The sequence below is a fragment of the Acinetobacter sp. GQ146 genome, assembly GCF_059758585.1.
In genome coordinates, this window is record NZ_JCAXDV010000005.1 from 141,027 (window position 1) to 162,691 (window position 21,665).

The 21,665-nt window shown below is 40.8% G+C and carries 27 protein-coding genes; 8 read left to right on the top strand and 19 right to left on the bottom strand.

Annotation, left to right across the window (positions count from 1 at the left end; translation table 11 throughout):
- Nucleotides 1–42: 42 nt before the first annotated feature.
- The 3 genes from AC6CHI_RS10125 to AC6CHI_RS10135 all read right to left on the bottom strand — a co-directional run bounded on the left by AC6CHI_RS10125 (nt 43) and on the right by AC6CHI_RS10135 (nt 2,099).
- Nucleotides 43–279 (bottom strand): VF530 family protein, encoded by a 237-nt coding sequence (locus AC6CHI_RS10125; RefSeq protein WP_074947644.1) that lies wholly within the window; start codon nt 277–279, stop codon nt 43–45.
- Between the two features lie 261 nt (nt 280–540).
- Nucleotides 541–867, bottom strand: coding sequence for a hypothetical protein (locus tag AC6CHI_RS10130; RefSeq protein WP_498121084.1), 327 nt, complete (start codon nt 865–867; stop codon nt 541–543).
- Between the two features lie 11 nt (nt 868–878).
- Nucleotides 879–2,099 (bottom strand): phage/plasmid replication protein, II/X family, encoded by a 1,221-nt coding sequence (locus AC6CHI_RS10135; protein WP_498121086.1) that lies wholly within the window; start codon nt 2,097–2,099, stop codon nt 879–881.
- 128 nt (nt 2,100–2,227) lie between these two features.
- Here AC6CHI_RS10135 and AC6CHI_RS10140 point away from each other — a divergent pair, with 128 nt between their 5' ends.
- Nucleotides 2,228–2,422: a hypothetical protein gene (locus tag AC6CHI_RS10140; RefSeq protein WP_498121087.1), complete on the top strand. Its 195-nt coding sequence runs from the start codon at nt 2,228–2,230 to the stop codon at nt 2,420–2,422.
- Between the two features lie 235 nt (nt 2,423–2,657).
- Here AC6CHI_RS10140 and AC6CHI_RS10145 read toward each other — a convergent pair whose 3' ends face one another.
- The gene (locus tag AC6CHI_RS10145; protein ID WP_498121084.1) at nt 2,658–2,984 is read right to left on the bottom strand and encodes a hypothetical protein; all 327 of its coding nucleotides are present in this window, start codon (nt 2,982–2,984) and stop codon (nt 2,658–2,660) included.
- A gap of 11 nt (nt 2,985–2,995) precedes the next feature.
- Entirely contained in the window at nt 2,996–4,216 is a 1,221-nt protein-coding gene (locus AC6CHI_RS10150) for a phage/plasmid replication protein, II/X family (protein WP_498121086.1), read from the bottom strand.
- 128 nt (nt 4,217–4,344) lie between these two features.
- On the opposite strand from AC6CHI_RS10150, the gene AC6CHI_RS10155 reads away from it, so the two are divergent.
- Nucleotides 4,345–4,539 carry a hypothetical protein gene (locus tag AC6CHI_RS10155; RefSeq protein WP_498121087.1) on the top strand — a complete coding sequence of 65 codons (195 nt, stop codon included), beginning with the start codon at nt 4,345–4,347 and terminating at the stop codon, nt 4,537–4,539.
- Nucleotides 4,540–4,810: 271 nt separating this feature from the next.
- Here the strand turns inward: AC6CHI_RS10155 and AC6CHI_RS10160 are convergent, their stop codons facing one another.
- From AC6CHI_RS10160 to AC6CHI_RS10190, 7 genes are all read right to left on the bottom strand, one after another.
- Nucleotides 4,811–5,578: an alpha/beta fold hydrolase gene (locus AC6CHI_RS10160; protein WP_498121088.1), complete on the bottom strand. Its 768-nt coding sequence runs from the start codon at nt 5,576–5,578 to the stop codon at nt 4,811–4,813.
- A gap of 141 nt (nt 5,579–5,719) precedes the next feature.
- The gene (locus AC6CHI_RS10165; RefSeq protein ID WP_498121241.1) at nt 5,720–6,595 is read right to left on the bottom strand and encodes an MBL fold metallo-hydrolase; all 876 of its coding nucleotides are present in this window, start codon (nt 6,593–6,595) and stop codon (nt 5,720–5,722) included.
- On the bottom strand, nt 6,595–7,017 hold the full coding sequence (locus AC6CHI_RS10170; RefSeq protein WP_498121089.1) for a DUF6691 family protein: 423 nt from the start codon (nt 7,015–7,017) through the stop codon (nt 6,595–6,597). The genes AC6CHI_RS10165 and AC6CHI_RS10170 overlap by 1 nt, the downstream gene beginning before the upstream one ends.
- A 3-nt stretch (nt 7,018–7,020) precedes the next feature.
- Entirely contained in the window at nt 7,021–7,434 is a 414-nt protein-coding gene (locus tag AC6CHI_RS10175) for a YeeE/YedE family protein (protein ID WP_498121091.1), read from the bottom strand.
- Between the two features lie 89 nt (nt 7,435–7,523).
- Nucleotides 7,524–8,273, bottom strand: coding sequence for an ATPase (locus AC6CHI_RS10180; RefSeq protein ID WP_498121093.1), 750 nt, complete (start codon nt 8,271–8,273; stop codon nt 7,524–7,526).
- A 3-nt stretch (nt 8,274–8,276) separates the two neighbouring features.
- Nucleotides 8,277–8,528 (bottom strand): hypothetical protein, encoded by a 252-nt coding sequence (locus AC6CHI_RS10185; protein WP_498121094.1) that lies wholly within the window; start codon nt 8,526–8,528, stop codon nt 8,277–8,279.
- Nucleotides 8,529–8,615: 87 nt separating this feature from the next.
- A complete protein-coding gene (locus tag AC6CHI_RS10190; protein WP_498121095.1) occupies nt 8,616–9,515 on the bottom strand; it encodes a LysR family transcriptional regulator in 900 nt (299 codons plus the stop codon).
- Between the two features lie 102 nt (nt 9,516–9,617).
- On the opposite strand from AC6CHI_RS10190, the gene AC6CHI_RS10195 reads away from it, so the two are divergent.
- Together AC6CHI_RS10195 and AC6CHI_RS10200 are read left to right on the top strand one after the other, a co-directional pair.
- A complete protein-coding gene (locus tag AC6CHI_RS10195; protein ID WP_498121097.1) occupies nt 9,618–10,052 on the top strand; it encodes a CidA/LrgA family protein in 435 nt (144 codons plus the stop codon).
- Nucleotides 10,049–10,744 (top strand): LrgB family protein, encoded by a 696-nt coding sequence (locus tag AC6CHI_RS10200; protein WP_498121098.1) that lies wholly within the window; start codon nt 10,049–10,051, stop codon nt 10,742–10,744. The genes AC6CHI_RS10195 and AC6CHI_RS10200 overlap by 4 nt, the downstream gene beginning before the upstream one ends.
- 41 nt (nt 10,745–10,785) lie before the next feature.
- On the opposite strand, the gene AC6CHI_RS10205 is transcribed toward AC6CHI_RS10200, so the two are convergent.
- From AC6CHI_RS10205 to ybaK, 7 genes are all read right to left on the bottom strand, one after another.
- Complete coding sequence (locus AC6CHI_RS10205; protein WP_498121100.1) at nt 10,786–11,544, bottom strand: adenosylcobinamide-GDP ribazoletransferase; 759 nt, start codon at nt 11,542–11,544, stop codon at nt 10,786–10,788.
- A gap of 2 nt (nt 11,545–11,546) precedes the next feature.
- A complete protein-coding gene (locus AC6CHI_RS10210) occupies nt 11,547–12,140 on the bottom strand; it encodes a histidine phosphatase family protein (RefSeq protein WP_498121242.1) in 594 nt (197 codons plus the stop codon).
- Between the two features lie 10 nt (nt 12,141–12,150).
- The gene (gene cobT, locus AC6CHI_RS10215) at nt 12,151–13,203 is read right to left on the bottom strand and encodes a nicotinate-nucleotide--dimethylbenzimidazole phosphoribosyltransferase (RefSeq protein ID WP_498121101.1); all 1,053 of its coding nucleotides are present in this window, start codon (nt 13,201–13,203) and stop codon (nt 12,151–12,153) included.
- Nucleotides 13,200–13,721 (bottom strand): bifunctional adenosylcobinamide kinase/adenosylcobinamide-phosphate guanylyltransferase, encoded by a 522-nt coding sequence (gene cobU / locus AC6CHI_RS10220; RefSeq protein ID WP_498121103.1) that lies wholly within the window; start codon nt 13,719–13,721, stop codon nt 13,200–13,202. The genes cobT and cobU overlap by 4 nt, the downstream gene beginning before the upstream one ends.
- The gene (locus AC6CHI_RS10225; RefSeq protein ID WP_498121243.1) at nt 13,709–14,323 is read right to left on the bottom strand and encodes a 2'-5' RNA ligase family protein; all 615 of its coding nucleotides are present in this window, start codon (nt 14,321–14,323) and stop codon (nt 13,709–13,711) included. Before AC6CHI_RS10225 ends, cobU begins: the two co-directional genes overlap by 13 nt.
- Nucleotides 14,324–14,453: 130 nt before the next feature.
- Nucleotides 14,454–16,604, bottom strand: a complete 2,151-nt coding sequence (gene mtlD / locus AC6CHI_RS10230) for a bifunctional mannitol-1-phosphate dehydrogenase/phosphatase (protein WP_498121104.1) — start codon at nt 16,602–16,604, stop codon at nt 14,454–14,456.
- A 208-nt stretch (nt 16,605–16,812) separates the two neighbouring features.
- Nucleotides 16,813–17,280 (bottom strand): Cys-tRNA(Pro) deacylase, encoded by a 468-nt coding sequence (gene ybaK / locus AC6CHI_RS10235; RefSeq protein WP_498121106.1) that lies wholly within the window; start codon nt 17,278–17,280, stop codon nt 16,813–16,815.
- 157 nt (nt 17,281–17,437) lie between these two features.
- Between ybaK and AC6CHI_RS10240 the strand changes: the two genes are divergently transcribed.
- The 4 genes from AC6CHI_RS10240 to AC6CHI_RS10255 are packed head-to-tail and all read left to right on the top strand — an operon-like array spanning nt 17,438 to nt 21,664.
- On the top strand, nt 17,438–18,088 hold the full coding sequence (locus AC6CHI_RS10240) for a CDP-alcohol phosphatidyltransferase family protein (RefSeq protein WP_498121108.1): 651 nt from the start codon (nt 17,438–17,440) through the stop codon (nt 18,086–18,088).
- Between the two features lie 34 nt (nt 18,089–18,122).
- The gene (locus AC6CHI_RS10245) at nt 18,123–19,877 is read left to right on the top strand and encodes a bifunctional alpha/beta hydrolase/class I SAM-dependent methyltransferase (RefSeq protein ID WP_498121110.1); all 1,755 of its coding nucleotides are present in this window, start codon (nt 18,123–18,125) and stop codon (nt 19,875–19,877) included.
- Between the two features lie 6 nt (nt 19,878–19,883).
- Nucleotides 19,884–21,227 carry a phosphatase PAP2/dual specificity phosphatase family protein gene (locus AC6CHI_RS10250; RefSeq protein ID WP_498121112.1) on the top strand — a complete coding sequence of 448 codons (1,344 nt, stop codon included), beginning with the start codon at nt 19,884–19,886 and terminating at the stop codon, nt 21,225–21,227.
- Complete coding sequence (locus tag AC6CHI_RS10255; protein WP_498121114.1) at nt 21,224–21,664, top strand: hypothetical protein; 441 nt, start codon at nt 21,224–21,226, stop codon at nt 21,662–21,664. The genes AC6CHI_RS10250 and AC6CHI_RS10255 overlap by 4 nt, the downstream gene beginning before the upstream one ends.
- The last annotated feature ends 1 nt before the right edge of the window (nt 21,665 follow it).

A 21,665-nucleotide genomic window follows, 5' to 3' on the forward strand; every position in this document is an offset into this window, starting at 1 on the left:
CGATTTTGTATAATCTATTATGCTGAGGCTGGGTTTTGATAGCTACGATTTCTGTTTGGCTTTTTGGCGTAAGACATACAAATACAAGCTTTCTACTTTTTCACGTGCCCATGGAGTGGTACGCAAGAATCGCAATGATGATTTAACACTTGGATCTATGCAAAAACATCTAATTTCAATTTTACGACTTAAGCCTTCAAAGCCACCGTAGTAATCCAATAATTCATCCAAAATGTCAGCAAGTTTTTTACCGTGTAAAGGGTCATTGGAGGTATTCATAATAGATCAATCATATTTTGGGAGGCCATTATTATAACCTGAGCTAGTTGGAAAATGAGAGGGTTAGAATTTAAACGTAATTAACATAGAAAATTACAGCTTATTTTCTAGTTAACTTTTTTCTAAATATAAATTATTCAAATTCTAATAATTAGGTAGTCATTGCAAACAACATGTGAGTAGGCAACTTACATAATATTCCATTTAACATAATATACATTATACGAAATACCGTATAGTAAGCCTTTGATTACTAAAGACTTATTTCCAATCCTGTTGCTCTGACAGCTTGATATCTTTCAATACTGGTCTTGGCGGTGTCTTTGTAAAGTCAAACTCAAATTCAAAATCAAATTGCGCTGGCAACTGAATATCCTTGAATCGGTAGAAATTCCCTGAACCCTTGAGCTTGAACATCTGTTCTTTAGCTCCAAGTGCGTCAAGATCGCCTTCACCAAATGGCTGCAAAGCGTGAATGTTTAAATTATCGTATGGCGTTGAAACGCCTTTGTTTTTTCCGTTTTCAGGCGTGAATTCACCTTTCGATTGACGCAAACCAATAACGGTTAAAGTTTGAGTTTGAGACATTGTTTCGCTCCTTAGGCTATTTTGTAATTAAATTGCGATCTTGGCTCTTCGTACCAATCTGGCAATTGTTGGTTAAAGTCAATTTCAATGAGCTTGACGAATGGAATAATGTTATTTGCCTTTTCAGTGTGAAGGTTCTGAAGGTAAGCTTTTGAGAAACCAATTAAACATAAATCAGCAATCAATCTATGGAATGATGCTTTTGAGTAATTGGCTTTTAATTCTTCAATGCCTTTTTCTCTGATAAGACAGTACATTGCGAATAGATTGCGTACTTTGGTTGGTGAAGGCTTACCTTTGCTAGTCATAACTACTTCTGACCGTTCGATAGCTTCAAGTACACTTTTATCATCGGTTAATTTCATAGTTTGACCTCTAAGAGCTTCAAATATGTTATGCGTTGCTTTAGTCCAAAGTGTTTGAAGTAAATTCGGATGTTCGTTCTGAAACTTAATTAATTCCCAGAGATTTGTAGGAATACCATTACGTTCTAACCAACGCTTTTTTAAACGTGATTCAAAACGCAATAAACCAATCGTCCAATTAATGAGACGTTCTTGCGACATGATCTCAATCACACGAATAGCAGCCTTATCCATCTTTAAAGCTTGCTGTTTTAAATCGGCAAATTGAGCCATAAATTCATCATGTTTGAGATAGCACTTATGCTGTACTAGACGTGATGTTTCACCGCCCCAGTAACGCGATGTGTCATAAGCTTTTTTACTAATTCTTGTTTGACCATTGCTAACATTACCAAGGTATTCAAGCACCTTTTTAGCGGTTGTCTGGTCTTTGACGCGTGCTGAATAAGTCACATCAATATGTGAAACCCATGCTGTTTTCCAGTCCAACATACGCGCTAAAAGCGGATAAGCTTCGGTAAGGAAGCCAATCATTTCCATAGCGCCCTGCTCTATATTGTCCGAACCAAATACGTTATGACCTTGCAATAATTTGGCAGGACTGGCTTTAAGCTGAACATACGGAATATAGGCAGTATCAAAGAATACTTTCATGGCCATAGCGGTGAAATGCGTAGGAACTGATTCGTATGGATGAAACAAAGCAGAGTTGTGCACTTCCCCATCCTCGTCTTTATAGACAGATCGGGAAGCTAAAGGAATTTCTAATGAATGCGGATCAACATCAATAAAGCAATAACGTCCTTCTGCATCTACTGAATAGAAGCTAGACTCAAATTCGACGTTAATACAAAGGTGATCTAACATATACTTTGAACATGTATACAAATTACATTGAGTGAAATTTAATACATGTTCACATGAATAGCAAGAACATATTACATGTATACAAGTATTATTGACTACATGTTAGTTGAATACAGATTGATTAAATAATGGCTATTACCGTAAGAATGAATGATAAAGAGCAAGAAATGCTTAGAAAGAAGTGTATTGAGTTAAATAAGCAATTGATTAATAGAAACTTAATGCCTATCAAAGAAAGTGAGCTTGTTCATATCATACTAGAACAATGTATTGCCAATGTAGAACTCACAGCAAGTGGGGTTTTAAAAGTGATCGGAGAATAATTAGAGCTAAAAGTCTTAAATTTGAGACTAGAGTCCACCATTAGAAGACGTGGACTACCCTACTTTCGAATTTCGTATAATGCAGATTGATGTTAAATGCATCCTACAAAGAAAAAAAAAGCTATGTTTGACTTAACATAGCTTTTTGTTTTCTCTACTGAGCGATAATGCAAGTAACATAATCCTGCACACATTATACGAAATACCGTATAGTAAGCCTTTGATTACTAAAGACTTATTTCCAATCCTGTTGCTCTGACAGCTTGATATCTTTCAATACTGGTCTTGGCGGTGTCTTTGTAAAGTCAAACTCAAATTCAAAATCAAATTGCGCTGGCAACTGAATATCCTTGAATCGGTAGAAATTCCCTGAACCCTTGAGCTTGAACATCTGTTCTTTAGCTCCAAGTGCGTCAAGATCGCCTTCACCAAATGGCTGCAAAGCGTGAATGTTTAAATTATCGTATGGCGTTGAAACGCCTTTGTTTTTTCCGTTTTCAGGCGTGAATTCACCTTTCGATTGACGCAAACCAATAACGGTTAAAGTTTGAGTTTGAGACATTGTTTCGCTCCTTAGGCTATTTTGTAATTAAATTGCGATCTTGGCTCTTCGTACCAATCTGGCAATTGTTGGTTAAAGTCAATTTCAATGAGCTTGACGAATGGAATAATGTTATTTGCCTTTTCAGTGTGAAGGTTCTGAAGGTAAGCTTTTGAGAAACCAATTAAACATAAATCAGCAATCAATCTATGGAATGATGCTTTTGAGTAATTGGCTTTTAATTCTTCAATGCCTTTTTCTCTGATAAGACAGTACATTGCGAATAGATTGCGTACTTTGGTTGGTGAAGGCTTACCTTTGCTAGTCATAACTACTTCTGACCGTTCGATAGCTTCAAGTACACTTTTATCATCGGTTAATTTCATAGTTTGACCTCTAAGAGCTTCAAATATGTTATGCGTTGCTTTAGTCCAAAGTGTTTGAAGTAAATTCGGATGTTCGTTCTGAAACTTAATTAATTCCCAGAGATTTGTAGGAATACCATTACGTTCTAACCAACGCTTTTTTAAACGTGATTCAAAACGCAATAAACCAATCGTCCAATTAATGAGACGTTCTTGCGACATGATCTCAATCACACGAATAGCAGCCTTATCCATCTTTAAAGCTTGCTGTTTTAAATCGGCAAATTGAGCCATAAATTCATCATGTTTGAGATAGCACTTATGCTGTACTAGACGTGATGTTTCACCGCCCCAGTAACGCGATGTGTCATAAGCTTTTTTACTAATTCTTGTTTGACCATTGCTAACATTACCAAGGTATTCAAGCACCTTTTTAGCGGTTGTCTGGTCTTTGACGCGTGCTGAATAAGTCACATCAATATGTGAAACCCATGCTGTTTTCCAGTCCAACATACGCGCTAAAAGCGGATAAGCTTCGGTAAGGAAGCCAATCATTTCCATAGCGCCCTGCTCTATATTGTCCGAACCAAATACGTTATGACCTTGCAATAATTTGGCAGGACTGGCTTTAAGCTGAACATACGGAATATAGGCAGTATCAAAGAATACTTTCATGGCCATAGCGGTGAAATGCGTAGGAACTGATTCGTATGGATGAAACAAAGCAGAGTTGTGCACTTCCCCATCCTCGTCTTTATAGACAGATCGGGAAGCTAAAGGAATTTCTAATGAATGCGGATCAACATCAATAAAGCAATAACGTCCTTCTGCATCTACTGAATAGAAGCTAGACTCAAATTCGACGTTAATACAAAGGTGATCTAACATATACTTTGAACATGTATACAAATTACATTGAGTGAAATTTAATACATGTTCACATGAATAGCAAGAACATATTACATGTATACAAGTATTATTGACTACATGTTAGTTGAATACAGATTGATTAAATAATGGCTATTACCGTAAGAATGAATGATAAAGAGCAAGAAATGCTTAGAAAGAAGTGTATTGAGTTAAATAAGCAATTGATTAATAGAAACTTAATGCCTATCAAAGAAAGTGAGCTTGTTCATATCATACTAGAACAATGTATTGCCAATGTAGAACTCACAGCAAGTGGGGTTTTAAAAGTGATCGGAGAATAATTAGAGCTAAAAGTCTTAAATTTGAGACTAGAGTCCACCATTAGAAGACGTGGACTACCCTACTTTCGAATTTCGTATAATGCAGATTGATGTTAAATGCATCCTACAAAGAAAAAAAAAGCTATGTTTGACTTAACATAGCTTTTTGTTTTCTCTACTGAGCGATAATGCAAGTAACATAATCCTGCACACATTATACGAAATCAATCCAAGCTAATAAAAGCCGAACAAATTATGCGACCTTGAATTAACAAGGCCGCCGTAATTCATTTTATGAATTTAGATAACTAGAGAGCTCTAACATAACTTCAGAGGTTTTCTCTGCGTGTAACCAATGCCCAGCATTTATGATTTCTTTAACTACAGCATTTGGAAATTGCTGTTGAATAGCCTCAAAATGTTCTGGCTGTTGAATATATGTAGATTGCCCACCACGCAAGAACAACGCAGACTTTGGATAAGGCTCAATATCTTTCCATGCCAAGACTTCCGCATAGTTTTGAAAAATAGCATTCAAATTAAAGCGCCATTGCCCCTGATTGAATGATTTCAATAAAAACTGAATCACAGCATCCTCAGCAATAAACTGCTTCATAATTGCTGTTGCTTGCGATCTAGATGGTGGTGAAGCTTCCTGAACAGCAAATAATGCTTTAAAAATCTGTTCGTGGTGGCTCTCACGGTATGCAAATGGCGAAATATCCAGTACAACCAATTTATGTATGCGTTCTGAGGCTATAGCTGCAAGCTTCATACAAATTTTTCCACCCATTGAATGACCAATGACAGAAAAACGATCAATATCCAGATGATCTAAAGTTTCTAATACATCTTGTGCCATAACATCATAATTCATAATGTCGCTATGTGCTGATAATCCGTGGTTTCGCACATCAATCTGAATAATTGTATGTTTTGTATTTAAACCGCGTGCAAGCATTCCAAGATTACTTAAGCTACCAAATAAGCCATGAATTAACACCATTGGCTCTAAATCGCTTTGTTCAACTGATTGCTCTATTTGATAATTAAGAATCATAATGCCCTTTTCCGAAATTTTTATATATAGTGTATTTTTCTTGTTTAAGAATCAATAAATTTGCTTAGGCTATTTTAATATAATAAAAAATCCCAGTAATTTTAGAGAATTAGAGGGATTTGCAAAAGCAATAAATTAAGGTTACTTCGATTTAAAGTAGTTAAATGGGATTTTCAGATAGCGAGCGCCATTTGCCTCTGGTTCTGGAAATTTTCCTGCATTCATATTGATTTGAATCGAAGGTAAAATCAGTTTAGGCATGGCCAAGGTCGCATCACGTTGATGGCGCATCTGCACAAACTCAGCCTTTGCTGTGCCGCTATGAATATGAATGTTGTTTTGTTTCTGCTCAGCGATGCTAGACTCGTAAACGTAATGATCACGACCTTCAGGTAGATAGTCGTGACATAAAAACACGCGGGTCTGATCGTCTAGTGCATAGAGTTTTTGCACGGAATCAAACAGCATTTCAGCACTGCCTTTCGGAAAATCACAACGCGCTGTACCATAGTCAGGCATAAATAATGTGTCACCGACAAAAACAGCATCACCAATCACGTAGCTTAAACATGCTGGCGTATGTCCAGGCGTCGGAATATTGTAGGCATCTAGCTCACCAATACTAAAATGCTCACCATCTTTAAATAAATAATCAAAAGAGCGCGTAGCGTTATCATATTTAAGATCAATATGATAGATCGCACTAAATGTGTCCTGCACAACCGAAATTTTTTCGCTCATGGCCACTACCCCACCGACTTTCTCCTTCAAATATTGTGAAGCAGTCAAATGATCAGCATGCACATGGGTTTCTAAAACCCATGCTACGCTTAGGCTATTTTGCTGAATATAAGCAATGATTTCATCTGCCGATTGAGTATTTGTCGTCGCGGATGCCGCATCATAGTTCAACACACTATCAATAATTGCGCATTGCTGGCTGGAAGGATCACTAACGACATAACTAAATGTATTGGTTTCTTTCTCAAAGAATGCCTTTACAACAGGCTGATTTATCATAATTTTTCTCCAAGTGTTTTGTTATATAAAATAACCCCTACAGCCATCGCAACAATAAAATAGAAGGCCTGATAATGTCCTAAGCCGATTAAGGTCAAGCTTGGCGCAGGACAAATACCCGCGAGTCCCCAACCTATGCCAAAAATAGCACTTCCCGTTAATAATTTAGGATCTAATTTGGTATTGGTCGGCAACAGAATCGGTTCTTTAAATACGGTTTTTGGAGCTTTCTGTTTAGATAGAATCTGAAATGGGATAAATGCAATCGCAATCGCACCGATCATTACAAAGGCTAAACTTGCATCCCATGTTCCAAATACGTCAAGGAAATTTAATACCTTTTCTGGATTAGCCATGCCGGAGAACATCAGACCAATCGAGAATAAGCCACCAAAAATAAAGGCAAATACATTTTTCATTTTTTAGGCTCCCACAATATGACGCATTACAAATACGGTAACTGCACCGGCAAACATAAAGGTTAAGGTCGCAAAGATGGAGCGTTTAGAGAGGCGGCTAATCCCGCAGATCCCATGGCCACTTGTACATCCCGAGCCTAAGCGTGTACCAAAGCCGACCAGCAAACCCGCTAGAATCATAATCATTGGTGAACTTTCTATTTGAATATTCGGCTGTGTAAAAGCACCATAAGCAAATGGGACAATGATTAATCCTAATAAAAACCAAATTGCAGGCGTACTGAACAGTGTTTTAGGATTTAAAACTTGGGAAATTAAACCACTTATACCAGCAATACGACCATTGACCCACAAATAACCCACAGCAGAAACACCCAACAGTGTTCCACCGATGAAAGCTGTTAAATAGTCATGCATTTCGTGTGATCCAATTAAAACATTATATGTTTTTATAATATGTTTATTTACAAATTATTCAAGTGCATATTTGTACAATATTCTCGCACTCATCTTTCGAATTCAGTCAGCACCCTTTCTACAAACCACTTAGGCAGTTCATCTAAAGCGGGATTAATTTTTAAAACTTCTGCATTTTCAATTTCAGCAATAAAGACTGCTGTTTCACCATTGGATGAATTATCAAAGAAATAGGTTCGATCGCTAGCATCTACGGCCTGCATTAATAATTGCATACTTCTCACGTAGCGCTCTCGGATTTTCTGTTCGGGTACGCCATGCCCGCCCTGACTGACTCTGTATTGCACACGGGCAATGTTAATCTCTGGGTCGACCGTTGACACATAATAAAGATATGTCCGATAACCTTGTTGTTTGGCCGCTTGTAAAAACTCAACTTTGGAAATATGCGACATCACTGTTTCAAAGGTGAAACTGATTTTTAAATCTAAGAATTCAAGCCGAATGTAATCAATAATCCGCGCACACAAATAGGAATCGATTTCGCTTGTCTCAAACTGAATACGTTGTGCTGTCATCAGCTGCGGAGATACTGTTAATAATGGCACTAAACCGGTTGCTGTTGGTCGTTGTTTTTGTTGTAAAAACTCTAATAAATTGATGGCTAATAAAGCCGGATGATAGCGATTTAAATCGAGCTGAGACGTGGCTTTTAACTCCGACTCTAACTCATCCGCATTTAAATAGGCCCCAATATGATGCGGCAATAAGTAGTCTTTTACTGTACTTTTCCCAGAACCATTTGGACCAGCAAACATTCGGATTCTAGGTTTTGGCATGAATTAGACCGTTGCCGCGTGTTTTTTGCGCTTTAAGGTTTTCGGCAATTGGTCAATATTCACATAGGCTGAAGATAAGTCCTTCAATACTTCCTCTCGACCATCCACATGATGTTGAATCATCTGATGGTTTTTCACATACACCACATTTGACACGGCGCATGCTTGCTGGAAAGCACGTCGAAATGCATGAGCAGCCAATTTAGGAATCATCTCATCTTCATAGCGACTTATTTTCATGACTGGATACGACATAGGTTACGTACTCCATCCGTATAGAAGGTTTGTCTTCATATTAACATATTCAATGCTGCTGTCTATTTATCCAATAACACCACACCCCTAAAAGTGGATGCTCTCTAGATGATCTTCAATAATATTCAGCCATGCGCGGGTTGCAGGTGTCATGCTGACCGTACTATTCCATGCCATTTTTAGATTCCAGTTGATTTTCGGCTCGGTAAGCAAGGCTATATGAAATTCATCTTGATTAAGGCGTTCACAGTAGGCTTGTGGCAATAAGGCAATTCCCACATTAGACTCGACCAGTTTGGCAATAAAGTCCCACTGACTGCTACGACAAACCACTTTAGGCTCAAAACCTACAGATTGTGCGGCCTGAAGTATCACATTATTTAGGGTAAAGGTGTTGGCATACAGTAAGAAGGATTCTTCCTTCAGCTCAATTAAGCGAACTTCGTGCTTTCTGCGCCAATGGGCATTCTTTTTCGCCAATAGGCAAATTGGTGAGTTAATAATTTCAAAACCGCTCAATAAAGGCTTTAAATCGCCCATAATTACGCCTGCATCAACTTCTTTACGATAAATCGCTTCTTCGATGCCTGTCGCCCCGACTTCTAAAAAGTTCAGCTCTATATGCGGATATTGATTATGAAACTTGGCAATCACGGTACTTAACATCATGGCTGCCAAAGGAGGTAATCCAATAGTCAGCTTGCCTTTCTTCAATCCTCTGACTTGAGTCACTGTATCCAGAATACGCTGCTGCTCGTTTAAAATAACCAAGGCACGTTCATAAACTTGCTGCCCGACATAGGTAACCGCCACACCTCGCTTACGCCCTGCTTCTCCTTTATGCAATAATGCTACACCCAGCTGCTCTTCCAAGCCCCGCATCGACTTACTGATGGTCGGTTGGGTTAAATTAAGCTGCTCTGCTGCAACCGTAAAACTTTGTGTTTCTACAAGGGTAACAAAGATTTGCAGGCTTTTAATATCCACACAAACATTCCAAATTTGCATAATTATTTTTTTATTATTCATAATTAACTTTCTGGGTCAATTCTACAATAGCACCAAGTTGTTTGGTTTATTACGCAGATTATGACTTCTCCCAGTGATATAAAATTTAAATACGCCCTTAAAGTCATTGCTCAGCTAGGCGTGTTAATTGGACTTTGGTGGCTCAGTTATTTTATTCAGGTGTTCTTTCAGCTGCCGCTTTCCGCGGGTGTGATCGGGCTGATTCTGCTTTTATTGGCTTTAATGACGGGAATCATCAAACTGATTTGGATTAAAGCGGGTGCAGATTTTATTCTGACCGAGCTGGTGCTGATGTTTATTCCCTGCGTCGTCGGCTTAGTAAAGTACAAACATCTGTTCCTGACTCAAGGTTGGCAACTCATCCTTGCTGTGGTATTTGGCACCATCTGCGTGATGGTTATGACCGCGTACAGTGTACATTTTGGTTTTAAATTAGAGCGTAAATTACAACAGAGACAATTGAGCCGCCATAGCAAAAAGGAAATCCACATATGAACCTGACGGCGCTGTTTTGCTTTGTTGCAACCATTGTGGGTTATATCGTCGCGAAAAAAATCTATCGTCGCTTTCCGTATATGCTGCTTTCTCCAGCCATACTGGTGCCTTTTGTGCTGATTGTAGTGCTATTGGGTTTCCATATTTCCTATGACACCTATATGACCGATAATCACTGGATTGTCTGGATGCTTGGACCCGCAACCATTGCGTTCGCTATTCCTATTTATGAATACCGACAGTTGATTCGGGAACATCTGTTTTCTATCAGTCTTGGGATTGTCATAGGAATGTGTGCTGGCGTGATGAGTGCCTTCTATTTAGCGCAACTGTTCCATTTTGACAGCCAAACGACTTATAGCCTCATGTCACGCTCAATTTCAACACCATTTGCCATGGAACTCACCTCTCATATTGGTGGTTCGGTTGAACTGGTAATTTTATTTACCATGATTACAGGCATTGTCGGTGTGCTATTCGGTGATTTGGTTCTATTGTTGCTTAGGCTAAATTCTGTATTTGCCCAAGGCGCATCTTTAGGCAATGCCGCTCATGGTTTCGGTACCAGTAAGGCATTTATGCGCCATCATGAGGAAGGTGTGATTGCGTCTTTGACCATGGTGCTGGCAGGCGTTTTTATGGTGATTGTCGGGCCAAGTTTGATTCATGCCGTTATTCACTATTTGGCATAAAGACAAGGTTATTCCAGCAATCAAAAATCATTAAGGTCTTATTAAAATAGCGGGGTGAATGTCAAATAATGTAATGCAATGACCCAGACCAATACACCAATGGTCTCGGAAATTTCAATACTTGCCCCAATCGTATCTCCTGTAATGCCGCCAATGCGTTGCAGGAATTTAATACGAAGATACATCAGCGTGCATATAAAGGCCAAAGTCACCATTAACCCAAGCCAGCCAAAATACAGCATCATGCTGAGTGAAATGCCCACCACCCACCAAGCACGGCGTTTAGGTAAATGCAGTGCAATACTGCGACCTAAACCTTGCGCGCGCAAATAAGGCGTAGTTAAAAATAGAACCAAAGGAGCAATACGTGCCAAAAATGGAAAAATCAGTAATGCCAAACTGCTCTGGGTCTGAAGTAACACATACAGTGCTGACCATTTCAATCCGCAGATAATGATTAAACTCAATACCCCTATCGGACCACAACTGGGGTCTTTCATAATTTTAAGGGTGCGTTCTTTGTCTCCAAATCCTCCGACCCAAGCATCAGCGGTATCGGCCAAACCATCAAGGTGCAATCCACCTGTTAGCCAAATCCAAATAACCAAAATCAGACTGGATGCTAAAACTATCGGCAACCCTGAAAGTACCAGCGCTACAAGATACAAAACAACACCAATGATCAGCCCCACCGCAGGATAAAACAGAATCGAATAGGCATTCTGTTTCGCTGTTGGCATCTGTTTTAATTGAATCGGGAATGTAGTTAGAAATTGTAACGAAATCAAGAATGGCGTCATCACTACTCCCCTAAGACCAAGCGTTGCTGTTCAGTATCCCAAAAAAAGGCGTTTAACTGTCCCAGTTCTGCGGTCATTTTCAAAAGATCATTTAGCGGTTGAGCCAAGACAATACATTTCAGCAACTTAATAACTCCGCCATGGGTTACCAGCAAAGCACGACGCTGTTGCTGCATCTGCATCTGCTGTTGAATATTGGTGAGTGCTCGGCTGACCCGTTGTTGGAACTGTTGCATGCTTTCGGCATTTGGCAATGTCGTTTGCATCGGCTGTTGCCAAAAATCAGCCAACAACTTTGGGAACTGCTCATAAAGCATGGCTATTGACTGCCCCTCCCAATCGCCAAAATGCATCTCTTGTAAATTAGGGTCCAGTTTAAGTGGTATTTGTTGCTGATGTGCTAGCTGCTCAGCAAAGAGACGACAGCGTTGTAACGGCGAAGAAAAAATCATGTCCCAATGCGGATCACCAGATTGATCAATACTACGCTGCATTTGCTGCCAGCCTAATGGTGTTAAGGCATCATCAAGTGAACCCCTCAAGGTATGGCTCAGTTCACTTTCTCCGTGCCGTAGCAGATCAATCTGTAGTTTCATCATGAAGGCTCTATATTTTCTCACCAATTACAGCGGCTTCAGCAAAGGTTGCCATTTGATTATGAAGGCTGCATGCCAGCTTAATAATTCCTAAAGCAGCACCCGCACCACTGGCTTCACCTAGACGTAAATTCAATTTTAAAATAGGTTCTGCATGTAATTCTTGTAATAGGCGTTGATGTCCATATTCGGCTGACTGATGTCCAAATAACATCCATGCACGTACAGCTGGATTTAACTTTACCGCAACCAATGCTGCTGCCGTACTGATAAAGCCATCAACCACCATGGCTAAACCTAACTGGGCACAGCGGATATAAGCTCCCACCATCGATGCAATTTCCAATCCACCCACTGCGCATAAGGCTTTAAAGGCATCCTCTTGAACAGCATTACGATGTAACGCGATGGCTTGATCAATCACATGCTTCTTATGCGCCAATTGTTCCGCACGAATCCCTGTACCCACACCAGTCAATTGCTCTGCGGGTTCATTCAATAACAAACAAGCCAACGCTGAAGCAGAACAGGTATTACCAATCCCCATTTCACCGGCAACATAAATTGAAGCACCGGCCGCTACGGCACGTTCAACACTATGTTGACCCAGTGCCATAGCTTGCAGACATTGCTGCTCGGTCATAGCGGCTTGTTTGGAAAAATTGGCTGTTCCTGGTGCAATACAGTGCGTTTCTACCAACGGATATTGATAGGCTTCACCTACCGTACCGCAGTCAATGACTTGAAGCGTAGCCGCATACTCTTTGGCAATCACACTAATACATGCTCCACCCGTGGTGAAATTCAAGAGCATCTGTCGCGTAACGGCCTGCGGATAGGCTGAGATATTCTCTGCCATGACGCCATGATCCCCCGCAAAGATACAAATCCACGGCGTATTAATGTTGGGTTGTTCTGTTTGCTGTAAACTCGCCAGCAAAATTGCGATACGCTCTAATTCCGACAAAGAGCCAGTCGGTTTAGTCAACTGTAATTGACGGGCTTCTGCACGTTGTTGCATTTCAGTATTCGGCTGTTTACACGCTGCTAACCACCAACTCACGTTTGCTCTCCTTTTAATTGCATGGATAATCCTGCGACACAAAACAGGACTTTATGGGCGATGTGGGCCAATTGCTGATGTAATCGCCCTGACTCATCTACAAATGTACGACTTAATGCTCCAAGCGGCACAACGCCCAAACCGGTTTCATTACTCACCATCACAATTTCCGACTGTAATTGCGGTAAAATCTCGAGAAGTTTTTGTATTTGCTGCTGAAACAAGGATTGATCATCGGCCAAAAGCAAATTTGTCATCCATAACGTCAGACAATCAATCAAAATTAATTGCTGAGGAGCATCAATCGCGAATAGACGATCTGCCAAATACAGCGGCTCTTCACTCAGTAGCCAATGCGTAGGACGTTGTGCCTGATGATGCGCTATCCGCGACTGCATTTCTGCATCTAAGGCTTGTGCTGTGGCAACATAATGAACCACTAAACCTGAATCCTGAGCAATTTTTTCAGCGAGACGACTTTTGCCCGAACGTGCACCGCCTAATATCAGTTGCAACATACTTCACCTAACGTAACAGTCTGAAGAGAATATAAAGGCCCTTGTAAGACCTGAGCTTGATAATAGCCAAAATTCAGCTGAGTAATCTCTATCTCAAAGGCTTGGCTTTTAAAGGAGGCTATTTTGTCTAATATGGTCTGACTTGGAAACGCGGCATTATATAAACCCAAAGTAATATGCGGACAATACGTTAACGCTGCGATTTCATCACTAAACTGCGCACATTGCGTGCGAATTGCACTCAAAATTCCATCAGGATCTTGTACCTCTAAAAACAAGGCACTATGAAAGCTATTGACCTGCGCGATTTTTAGTTTGAATGGACTCGGCTGTTGTAATTTTAATTGTGCCTGTTGTTGTTGAAACTGAGCAAATGTGAAGTCATCATCACGGCTCACACCTTCTTTTGCTAAAAACCCACACACAAACAAGGTGATATGAAATTGCCGCTTATTCGGCAACAGCAAAAAATCAGAAAAATAATCCCGAACTTGATTAAGATACAAAATCAAGTCAGGATCTTGCAACTCGATATACCACAAGGCAAAGTGTTCCCGACCATGATGCCATTCTGGATAATCACGGCGCTGTGTAGGAACCACTTGGCTTGTAGACGTTAAAAACACAGGGTTAAATCGCTTGATGCTAAAAGCGCTATTAAAACACGTTATTTCATGCAGTTATGTAGGGTAACCTTTAGAAATATTCAGTTTGACCTGAAAATAATTCAAATTATGCGCAATCTACAGAGAAGGTTTGCACGTAATGCTGAATTTCACAGGGTTGAAACTGTTCGGGTTGCTGTAACAGATAGCTCAACCCTTGCTTTAATTGCAACAAAAGCGCTTGTTGCTGCGATACAGGAAGCGATAACTTCTCGACTTCCTGCTGCATAGCTAGCAGCACATCCTCAAGTGCCACTTGATCTTGCCTATGCGCATAGGCATAGCCCATGATTGCCCCTGCAAGAAGCTGATCATACGCCTTTGCACTTGCTAATTGCTGTTGCAATGAGGCCAAAACACGTTCTGTACTCTTTAATTTGCGTAGAGGATCTCGCGCGACACGGCTACAAGGGTCTTTAAAGGCAAAACGGCAGGAATCCATAAAACTTTGAGTTAGGCGCTTTAAATCTGCCTCGCGATGCGGAAGCTGCTGTAACAGTCCGCTTTTAACCTGAGTCAGTACGGCTTGCGTAAACTGCTGAATCCGCGTGTCGCCCATGGCTACACCTATATTTTCATGACCCAGCAAACTGGCATACCATGCCATCATGGCGTGTGTGCCGTTCCACAAGCGGTTTTTGATGAGCTGAATTTCAGAAATATCATCCACCAAAATCATTTGTCGCATTTTACTCAGTAATGGACTTTGATTCTCTACATAGATGGGCATGTCCAGTTCTGCATGAAATAGGATTAAATCCATGCTTTGCAAAATATGGCTGGGCTGGAAGTTACGGCGCAGGTCTTCAATATATACAGATGCCTGATGCTCCTGAGTGGAGCTCAGTTTAGTACTTTCCTCAATATCTACACTGTCTGCACTATCAATATCTGCATCTTCCTGAAACTGCTTAAAAATACTGTATTTGATTTTTAATTGCCGATAGAGATTTTTCTCACTTAACTTAGACACCATACGGTTGACCACCGTATCGCAGAAATAATGCTGCTGTAGAATCTGCTCGGTAACTCCCACACTGGTCAACTCATTTAAGGATTTGCGCAATTCATCCATAAACAACTGCTTTGCATTGACCTTGTTTAGAATAATTAAGAGTGTTAAAGGCTCTTTGGCTGATCCATTTTGTGCGATATGGCGTGCATAAAGGCCTTTGGCCATCATTTTTAATTCATGTTGCAATGCACTTTCAGGTAAACAGACCGCAATCAGGCTTGATTCCACATACATCTCGGTCATTTGCAGTTCATCATCTGCATCAATTACCGACATATTATTAATGTGTTCATCGTAGGAGATTTGTCCATAGCGAATACAGTATCCACCAAAAGCATTCACTGCTTCTCGGAACAAACTATTGCGTGTCGATGCAATCAGACGCTTGGGGCGGGTATAACCATCCCAATGTGACAGAATCTGCGCCAAGTATCCGCCACCAATCGCACCAAAACCATGAATCCCGACCGTGAGCTGATTCAATGTTTGCGGGAAAGTATCCTGTAACTGAGGCAAGTCTTGCTTACTGGTATAACAATCCAAATCTGCCAAGCAGTCATACATGCATTCATAATAATAATTGGCTTTGCCTCGCATATTGGCATTCGCGGGCTTAATGTCTTTGAGCAAAATCGTAATGCCATTAGCCGCATAGGCTGAAGTCACGCCATTTTCTGAATCTTCAAACATCAAACAATGTTCGGGCTTTAAATTAAGCTTTTCTGCGGCAGTGAGAAAAATCTCAGGATGTGGTTTACCTTTTTCGACTTCATCACCACAAACCACTACATCAAAGAATTTATAAACATTAGCATTAATTAAATATTCTTCTGCAATAGCACGTCGACTGGAGGTTGCAACCGCCATGCGCAAGCCAGACTTTCTTAACCGCTCTAAAACCTGCATCAGCCCTTTTTTAATAGGTACGCCATGATTGCGGACGGACTCTAACTCCAGTTCATCTGCCCGTTTACGGATTTCGGCATACGGAATATCTGTACCATAAGTTTTCTGCGCTAAGGCATGCGCGGTTTTGGCACTCAGTCCTAAACATGTCATCAGGTAATCATTTGAAAATGCTTGACCTATCAATTCTTGAGATGCCTGTTTCAAGGTTTGAAACCGAAGCCGCTCAGTATCAAACATTGTTCCATCCATATCAAAAATTGCACCCAAAATCACATCATCATGAAATTTCAGCATTTATGCTCCTCAAATTATTGTTATGTACAGCTTTTAGCCTAATCAAAAAAATAACCTTGGAGCAGAAATGACACGATATGAAATAATATTGATTAATAATTAATCTAAAACTTAAACAATAGGCTATTTTTTGTGTTTTTTATTCAGCTTCATGTTAATTCATGTAAGTAAACCTGTTGATTAATCAGTCAATCAGCACTTCTCGGCTTTATTCATCAATAATATCTGCAAATATTGCCCCCAATACTTCAGCCAAATCTTGCGGTGCCAAGCCAATATCCAGACCACGCTTACCGCCACTGACATAAATTTTCGTTAAACTTTGAGCACTACGATCAATGACGGTCTTTAGTCTTTTTTTCTGCCCGACTGGACTAATTCCACCAACCAAATACCCCGTTAATCGTTCAGCATCTTTAGGGTCTGCCATATGCAATTTTTTTGCCCCAACGGCTGTCGCAACTTTTTTTAAATTTAATAAATGATGAACAGGTAAAACCGCAACGTAGTAATTTTTATCATCGGTCACCAATAACGTTTTAAATACTTCTTCGACCTTTAGATTCAACTTTTCGGCCGCCTCAAGACCAAAACTTTTCGCATTGGCATCATGTTCATATTCATGAATAGAAAAATCAATTTTTTTACTTTTAAGTAATTTACAAGCTGGTGTCATCTACTGGGAGCTCTTCAATAAATTAAACCAATTATAGGCATTTCAGGCTTAAAATGTGAAAGATGCTTAGGCTATTTTATTTTAAAATTCACACGACTTGAATTCAACTTCCTGAAATGAGTACAATTTAGCCAGAATATGATACTTAAAAATAAACATGCCTTCGATCTATCAGCTTAAACCCGCTTTTCAAAATTTATTACGCCCCATGGTTCGTGGCTTATATCACCGTGGTGTAACGGCGAATCAAGTCACCGTATTGGCGATGTTTATTTCCGTATTTTTAGCAGCTTATCTTGGATATGTTTTTCATTCTTCCCCGACTGCATCGGCATGGTATTTCCTCAGCATTCCCGTTTGGATGCTTATTCGTATGGCCTTTAATGCGATTGACGGTATGTTGGCGCGTGAATTTCAACAGCAATCTAAATTGGGGGCTTATCTAAATGAATTATGTGATGTTATTTCAGACACGGCGCTCTATTTGTGCTTTATTGTGCTTAGCTTTATTTCAACCCCACTCGTTTTATTGACGATATTTCTCGCGATTGTGAGTGAATATGCAGGCGTAATGGCGCCTTTAATTGGGCAAGAGCGCCGTTATGATGGCCCGATGGGTAAAAGTGACCGCGCTTTTTGGTTTAGTCTATTGGCGATTCTGTTTGTCGCCAGCCCTTATTGTGCTGACTTTGTCACGGAGCAACATCTCACCTATATCAGCAATGGCCTATTAACGTTCATCATCCTCTTATTGCTTGTGACCATTTATAACCGTATACATCACGCTATTCAAAATACGACAAATTAATTCATTATATTGATCATTTTCAGGACTATAAAACATGCATCACAAGAATAGTCAGCACCATTTTATTAGCCATGATGGCGAAGCCATATTTTACCAACACTGGGCAGCCACCAATCATGCCGAGAAGAAAGCGATTGTGATGTTCCACCGGGGGCATGAGCACTCAGGGCGCATGGCACATTTGGTTGAAGAGTTAGGATTGCCCGATTTTGATTTCTTTGCATGGGACGCACGTGGACACGGCGACTCCCCAGGTGAGCGTGGTGATGCAGCAAGTTTTTCTGCGTGCGTCAAAGATATTCAATACTTTATCCAACATATTGAACAAAACTATGCGATTCCCTCTGAAAATATTGCCATTATCGGACAGAGTGTAGGCGCTGTGTTGGCTGCGACATGGGTGCATGACTATGCCCCTAAAATTCGAGCCCTGTGTTTAGCCTCACCTGCATTTGACATTAAACTGTATGTGCCTTTTGCCAAAACGGGATTAACGCTACTCAGCAAGTTAAAAGGCAATTTCTTTATTCAAAGTTATGTAAAAGCCAAAATGCTGACGCATGACCCTGAGCGTGCACAGCAATATGAACATGATCCTAAAATTGCGCGCGCCATCTCAGTCAGAATGCTGCTCGGGCTTTATGATGCCGCAGAACGACTGGTCAAAGATGCGCAAAATATTTATGTTCCCACGCAAGTCTTGTGTTCAGGTTCAGATTTCGTGGTGCAGCAAAAACCCCAATATGAATTTTATGAGCGCTTATCTCATCCCAATAAAGAATTCCATATTCTAGAAGGTTTTTATCACGATACCTTGGGCGAAAAAGACCGTGCTATAGCGATTCATAAAATCAAACGCTTTATTCAACAGTGTTATGCCACACCGTACCAAGCCCCCGCTGTGCTGAATGCCGATAAAATTGGTGCAAGCTGCTCTGCGGCTGAACAGTTTAGCCAGCCTCTGCCTGAAAAGTCGCTCAAACAACTGTTTTGGAGTCTGACTCAGCGTCAACTTAAGTTTGGCAGCTTGTTTTCTATCGGGCTTAAAATTGGTGAACAAACTGGATATGACTCTGGAAGCACTTTGGACTTTGTCTATCGCAATCAACCCGAAAGTCAAAATCGATTGGGTCAACTAATCGACCACCACTATTTGAATGCCATCGGTTGGCGCGGCATCCGTATCCGTAAGCAACATATTGAACAGCTTTTACAAAAATACGCACAGCAATTAGTCAAAAAGCGCAAGCCTGTACGAATTTTGGATATTGCCTCGGGCCATGGACGCTACATTCTGGATGCAGTTACACAACTCCCGAAACGCCCCGAGTCAATTTTGCTGCGCGACTATAGCGAGCTGAATGTAGAAGCTGGAAGAAGTTTAATTGATGAGCGTGGTTTAGGTGATATTGCAACCTTTGTACAAGCAGATGCCTTTGATACAGAATCTTTAGCCAATATCAAACCGAAAGCGACACTGGCTGTGGTGTCCGGACTTTATGAGCTGTTTAGCGATAACAACCTGTTACGTCAGTCTTTGGCTGGCTTAAATAAAGCCCTGTTAAAGGATGGTTATTTAATTTATACCGGGCAAATCTGGCATCCACAGCAGGAATTCATTGCACGTGCCCTAACTTCCCATCGTCAGGGTGAAGCATGGGTCATGCGGTTACGGGCGCAAGCCGAAATGGATGCGCTGGTCGAACAAGCAGGATTTAAAAAAATTGATCAGTGTATTGATGAATATGGCATTTTCACTGTATCTGTTGCACAGAAAATTGAGTCTTAGCCATCCATGCCTAAACTAGACCATCAGGCAGGCACATGGCAATGGGGGCTGCTCTGCCTAATTTTTTTAGCCCCATTTTTCTTTCTCAGTTATGGTTTTGCCAATCACTATGCTGCTGGACTCATCGATGTGCCCAGTATTGTATTTTCTTGGGAAAAGTATATTCCTTTATGGCCGTGGACGATTGTGCCTTACTGGTCGATTGACCTGTTTTATGGTCTCTCTTTGCTGTTGTGCTGGAATAAATTTGAACTTCGCCAACATGCCTTCCGTTTATTTTCAGCTCAACTGATCTCGATCAGCTGCTTTTTATTGTTCCCGCTGAAATTCAGTTTTGAACGCCCCGAATTACACGGATTCTTTGGCCTGTGGTTTGATATCCTTATGGGTTTTGACAAGCCATTTAACCAAGCCCCATCCTTACATATCGTACTGCTGATCATTTTATGGGATTTCTATGCTCGCCATATCAAACCTAGCGCTCGTTGGCTGGTACATCTATGGTGTAGCCTGATTGGCATCTCGGTCTTAACCACTTGGCAACATCATTTTATCGATATCCCTACAGGAATTTGGGTCGGTGCATTCTGCTTATGGCTATTCCCATTACAAGGAAAATCTCCATTTCAAGCCCAATCCATGCAGTATAAAACCGTCAAGCATTTAAAACTTGCCGGTTATTACTTTTTTGCTTCAGCGGCATTGACCTGTATCGCGGCTTATTTTCAGGGCTGGGCACTATGGCTCACTTATCCTGCCAGTAGCTTCTTTTTGGTTGCTACGGCGTATGCTCTCAACCGATTTCATTTTTTCCAGAAGCAAGCTAATGGCAGCATGACCTTGGCTGCATGGATCTTGTTTGCTCCTTATTTTGCCCTTGCCAAACTCAACAGCCGGATCTGGACACGCTCGCATCAAAAAGACAGCTTGGTGCTTGAAGTCAATCAAACACAGATTTTTTTGGGACGCATCCCGTCCTCAACACAAGCACAACACTATGAAGGCTTATTGGACTGTTGCGCAGAACTTCCCCTGACTCCACGACAAGCCTACCAGCAAGCTTTAAGTCTAGACCTAATTCCTTTGCAGCCGCAGCAATTGGCCAATGGCGTGTTGGCTCTCAATGAATTAATTCAATACAAGCCGAGTAAAATTCTGATTTTCTGTGCTTTGGGCTATTCACGTAGTAGCAGTATATTAGCAGCATGGCTGCTGCATACCCAACAAGCCCATCATGTAGCAGAGGCCGTGCAAATAATACACCGTGCCCGCCCGTGGATTGTCTTAAACAGCGCACAACTCGAAGCCTTAAACACTTATCAAGCAGAATACTTAAAGGCAAAATTATGAAACTACAGCTTGTCGCAAAGCTATTGCGTAATACCGATGGCATACGCAATTCTGGCTATGTCGCATTCAGCTTGTCTATATTCGGCTATTTTTTTTATGCATGGCATTCGGTCTGGCTTTATCTCAGCCTGTTCTGCATTTTTTTGTTATGTCTGCTGCAACATTATCTCAGCATTCGCCTGCGTTTTGATGCCGAAGTTCTAGAGTTGCTTGCAACGTCTAGCCAGACCGAAGATGAATTACAGTTAGACCACAAAACCATGCGACTGGATCAAAGCTTAGTCGAACTCAAGCTCATTCCCTCAGAAAAATGTGCCCGCCCATGGCAAGACCGCCTAGCAGGCTGTATGCGCCTGTTTAAACTGCATGTGATGGTGGTGGTCTGCCAATATATCGTTTTACTCACACTCATGATATTTTTATTACAACAAGAATAAA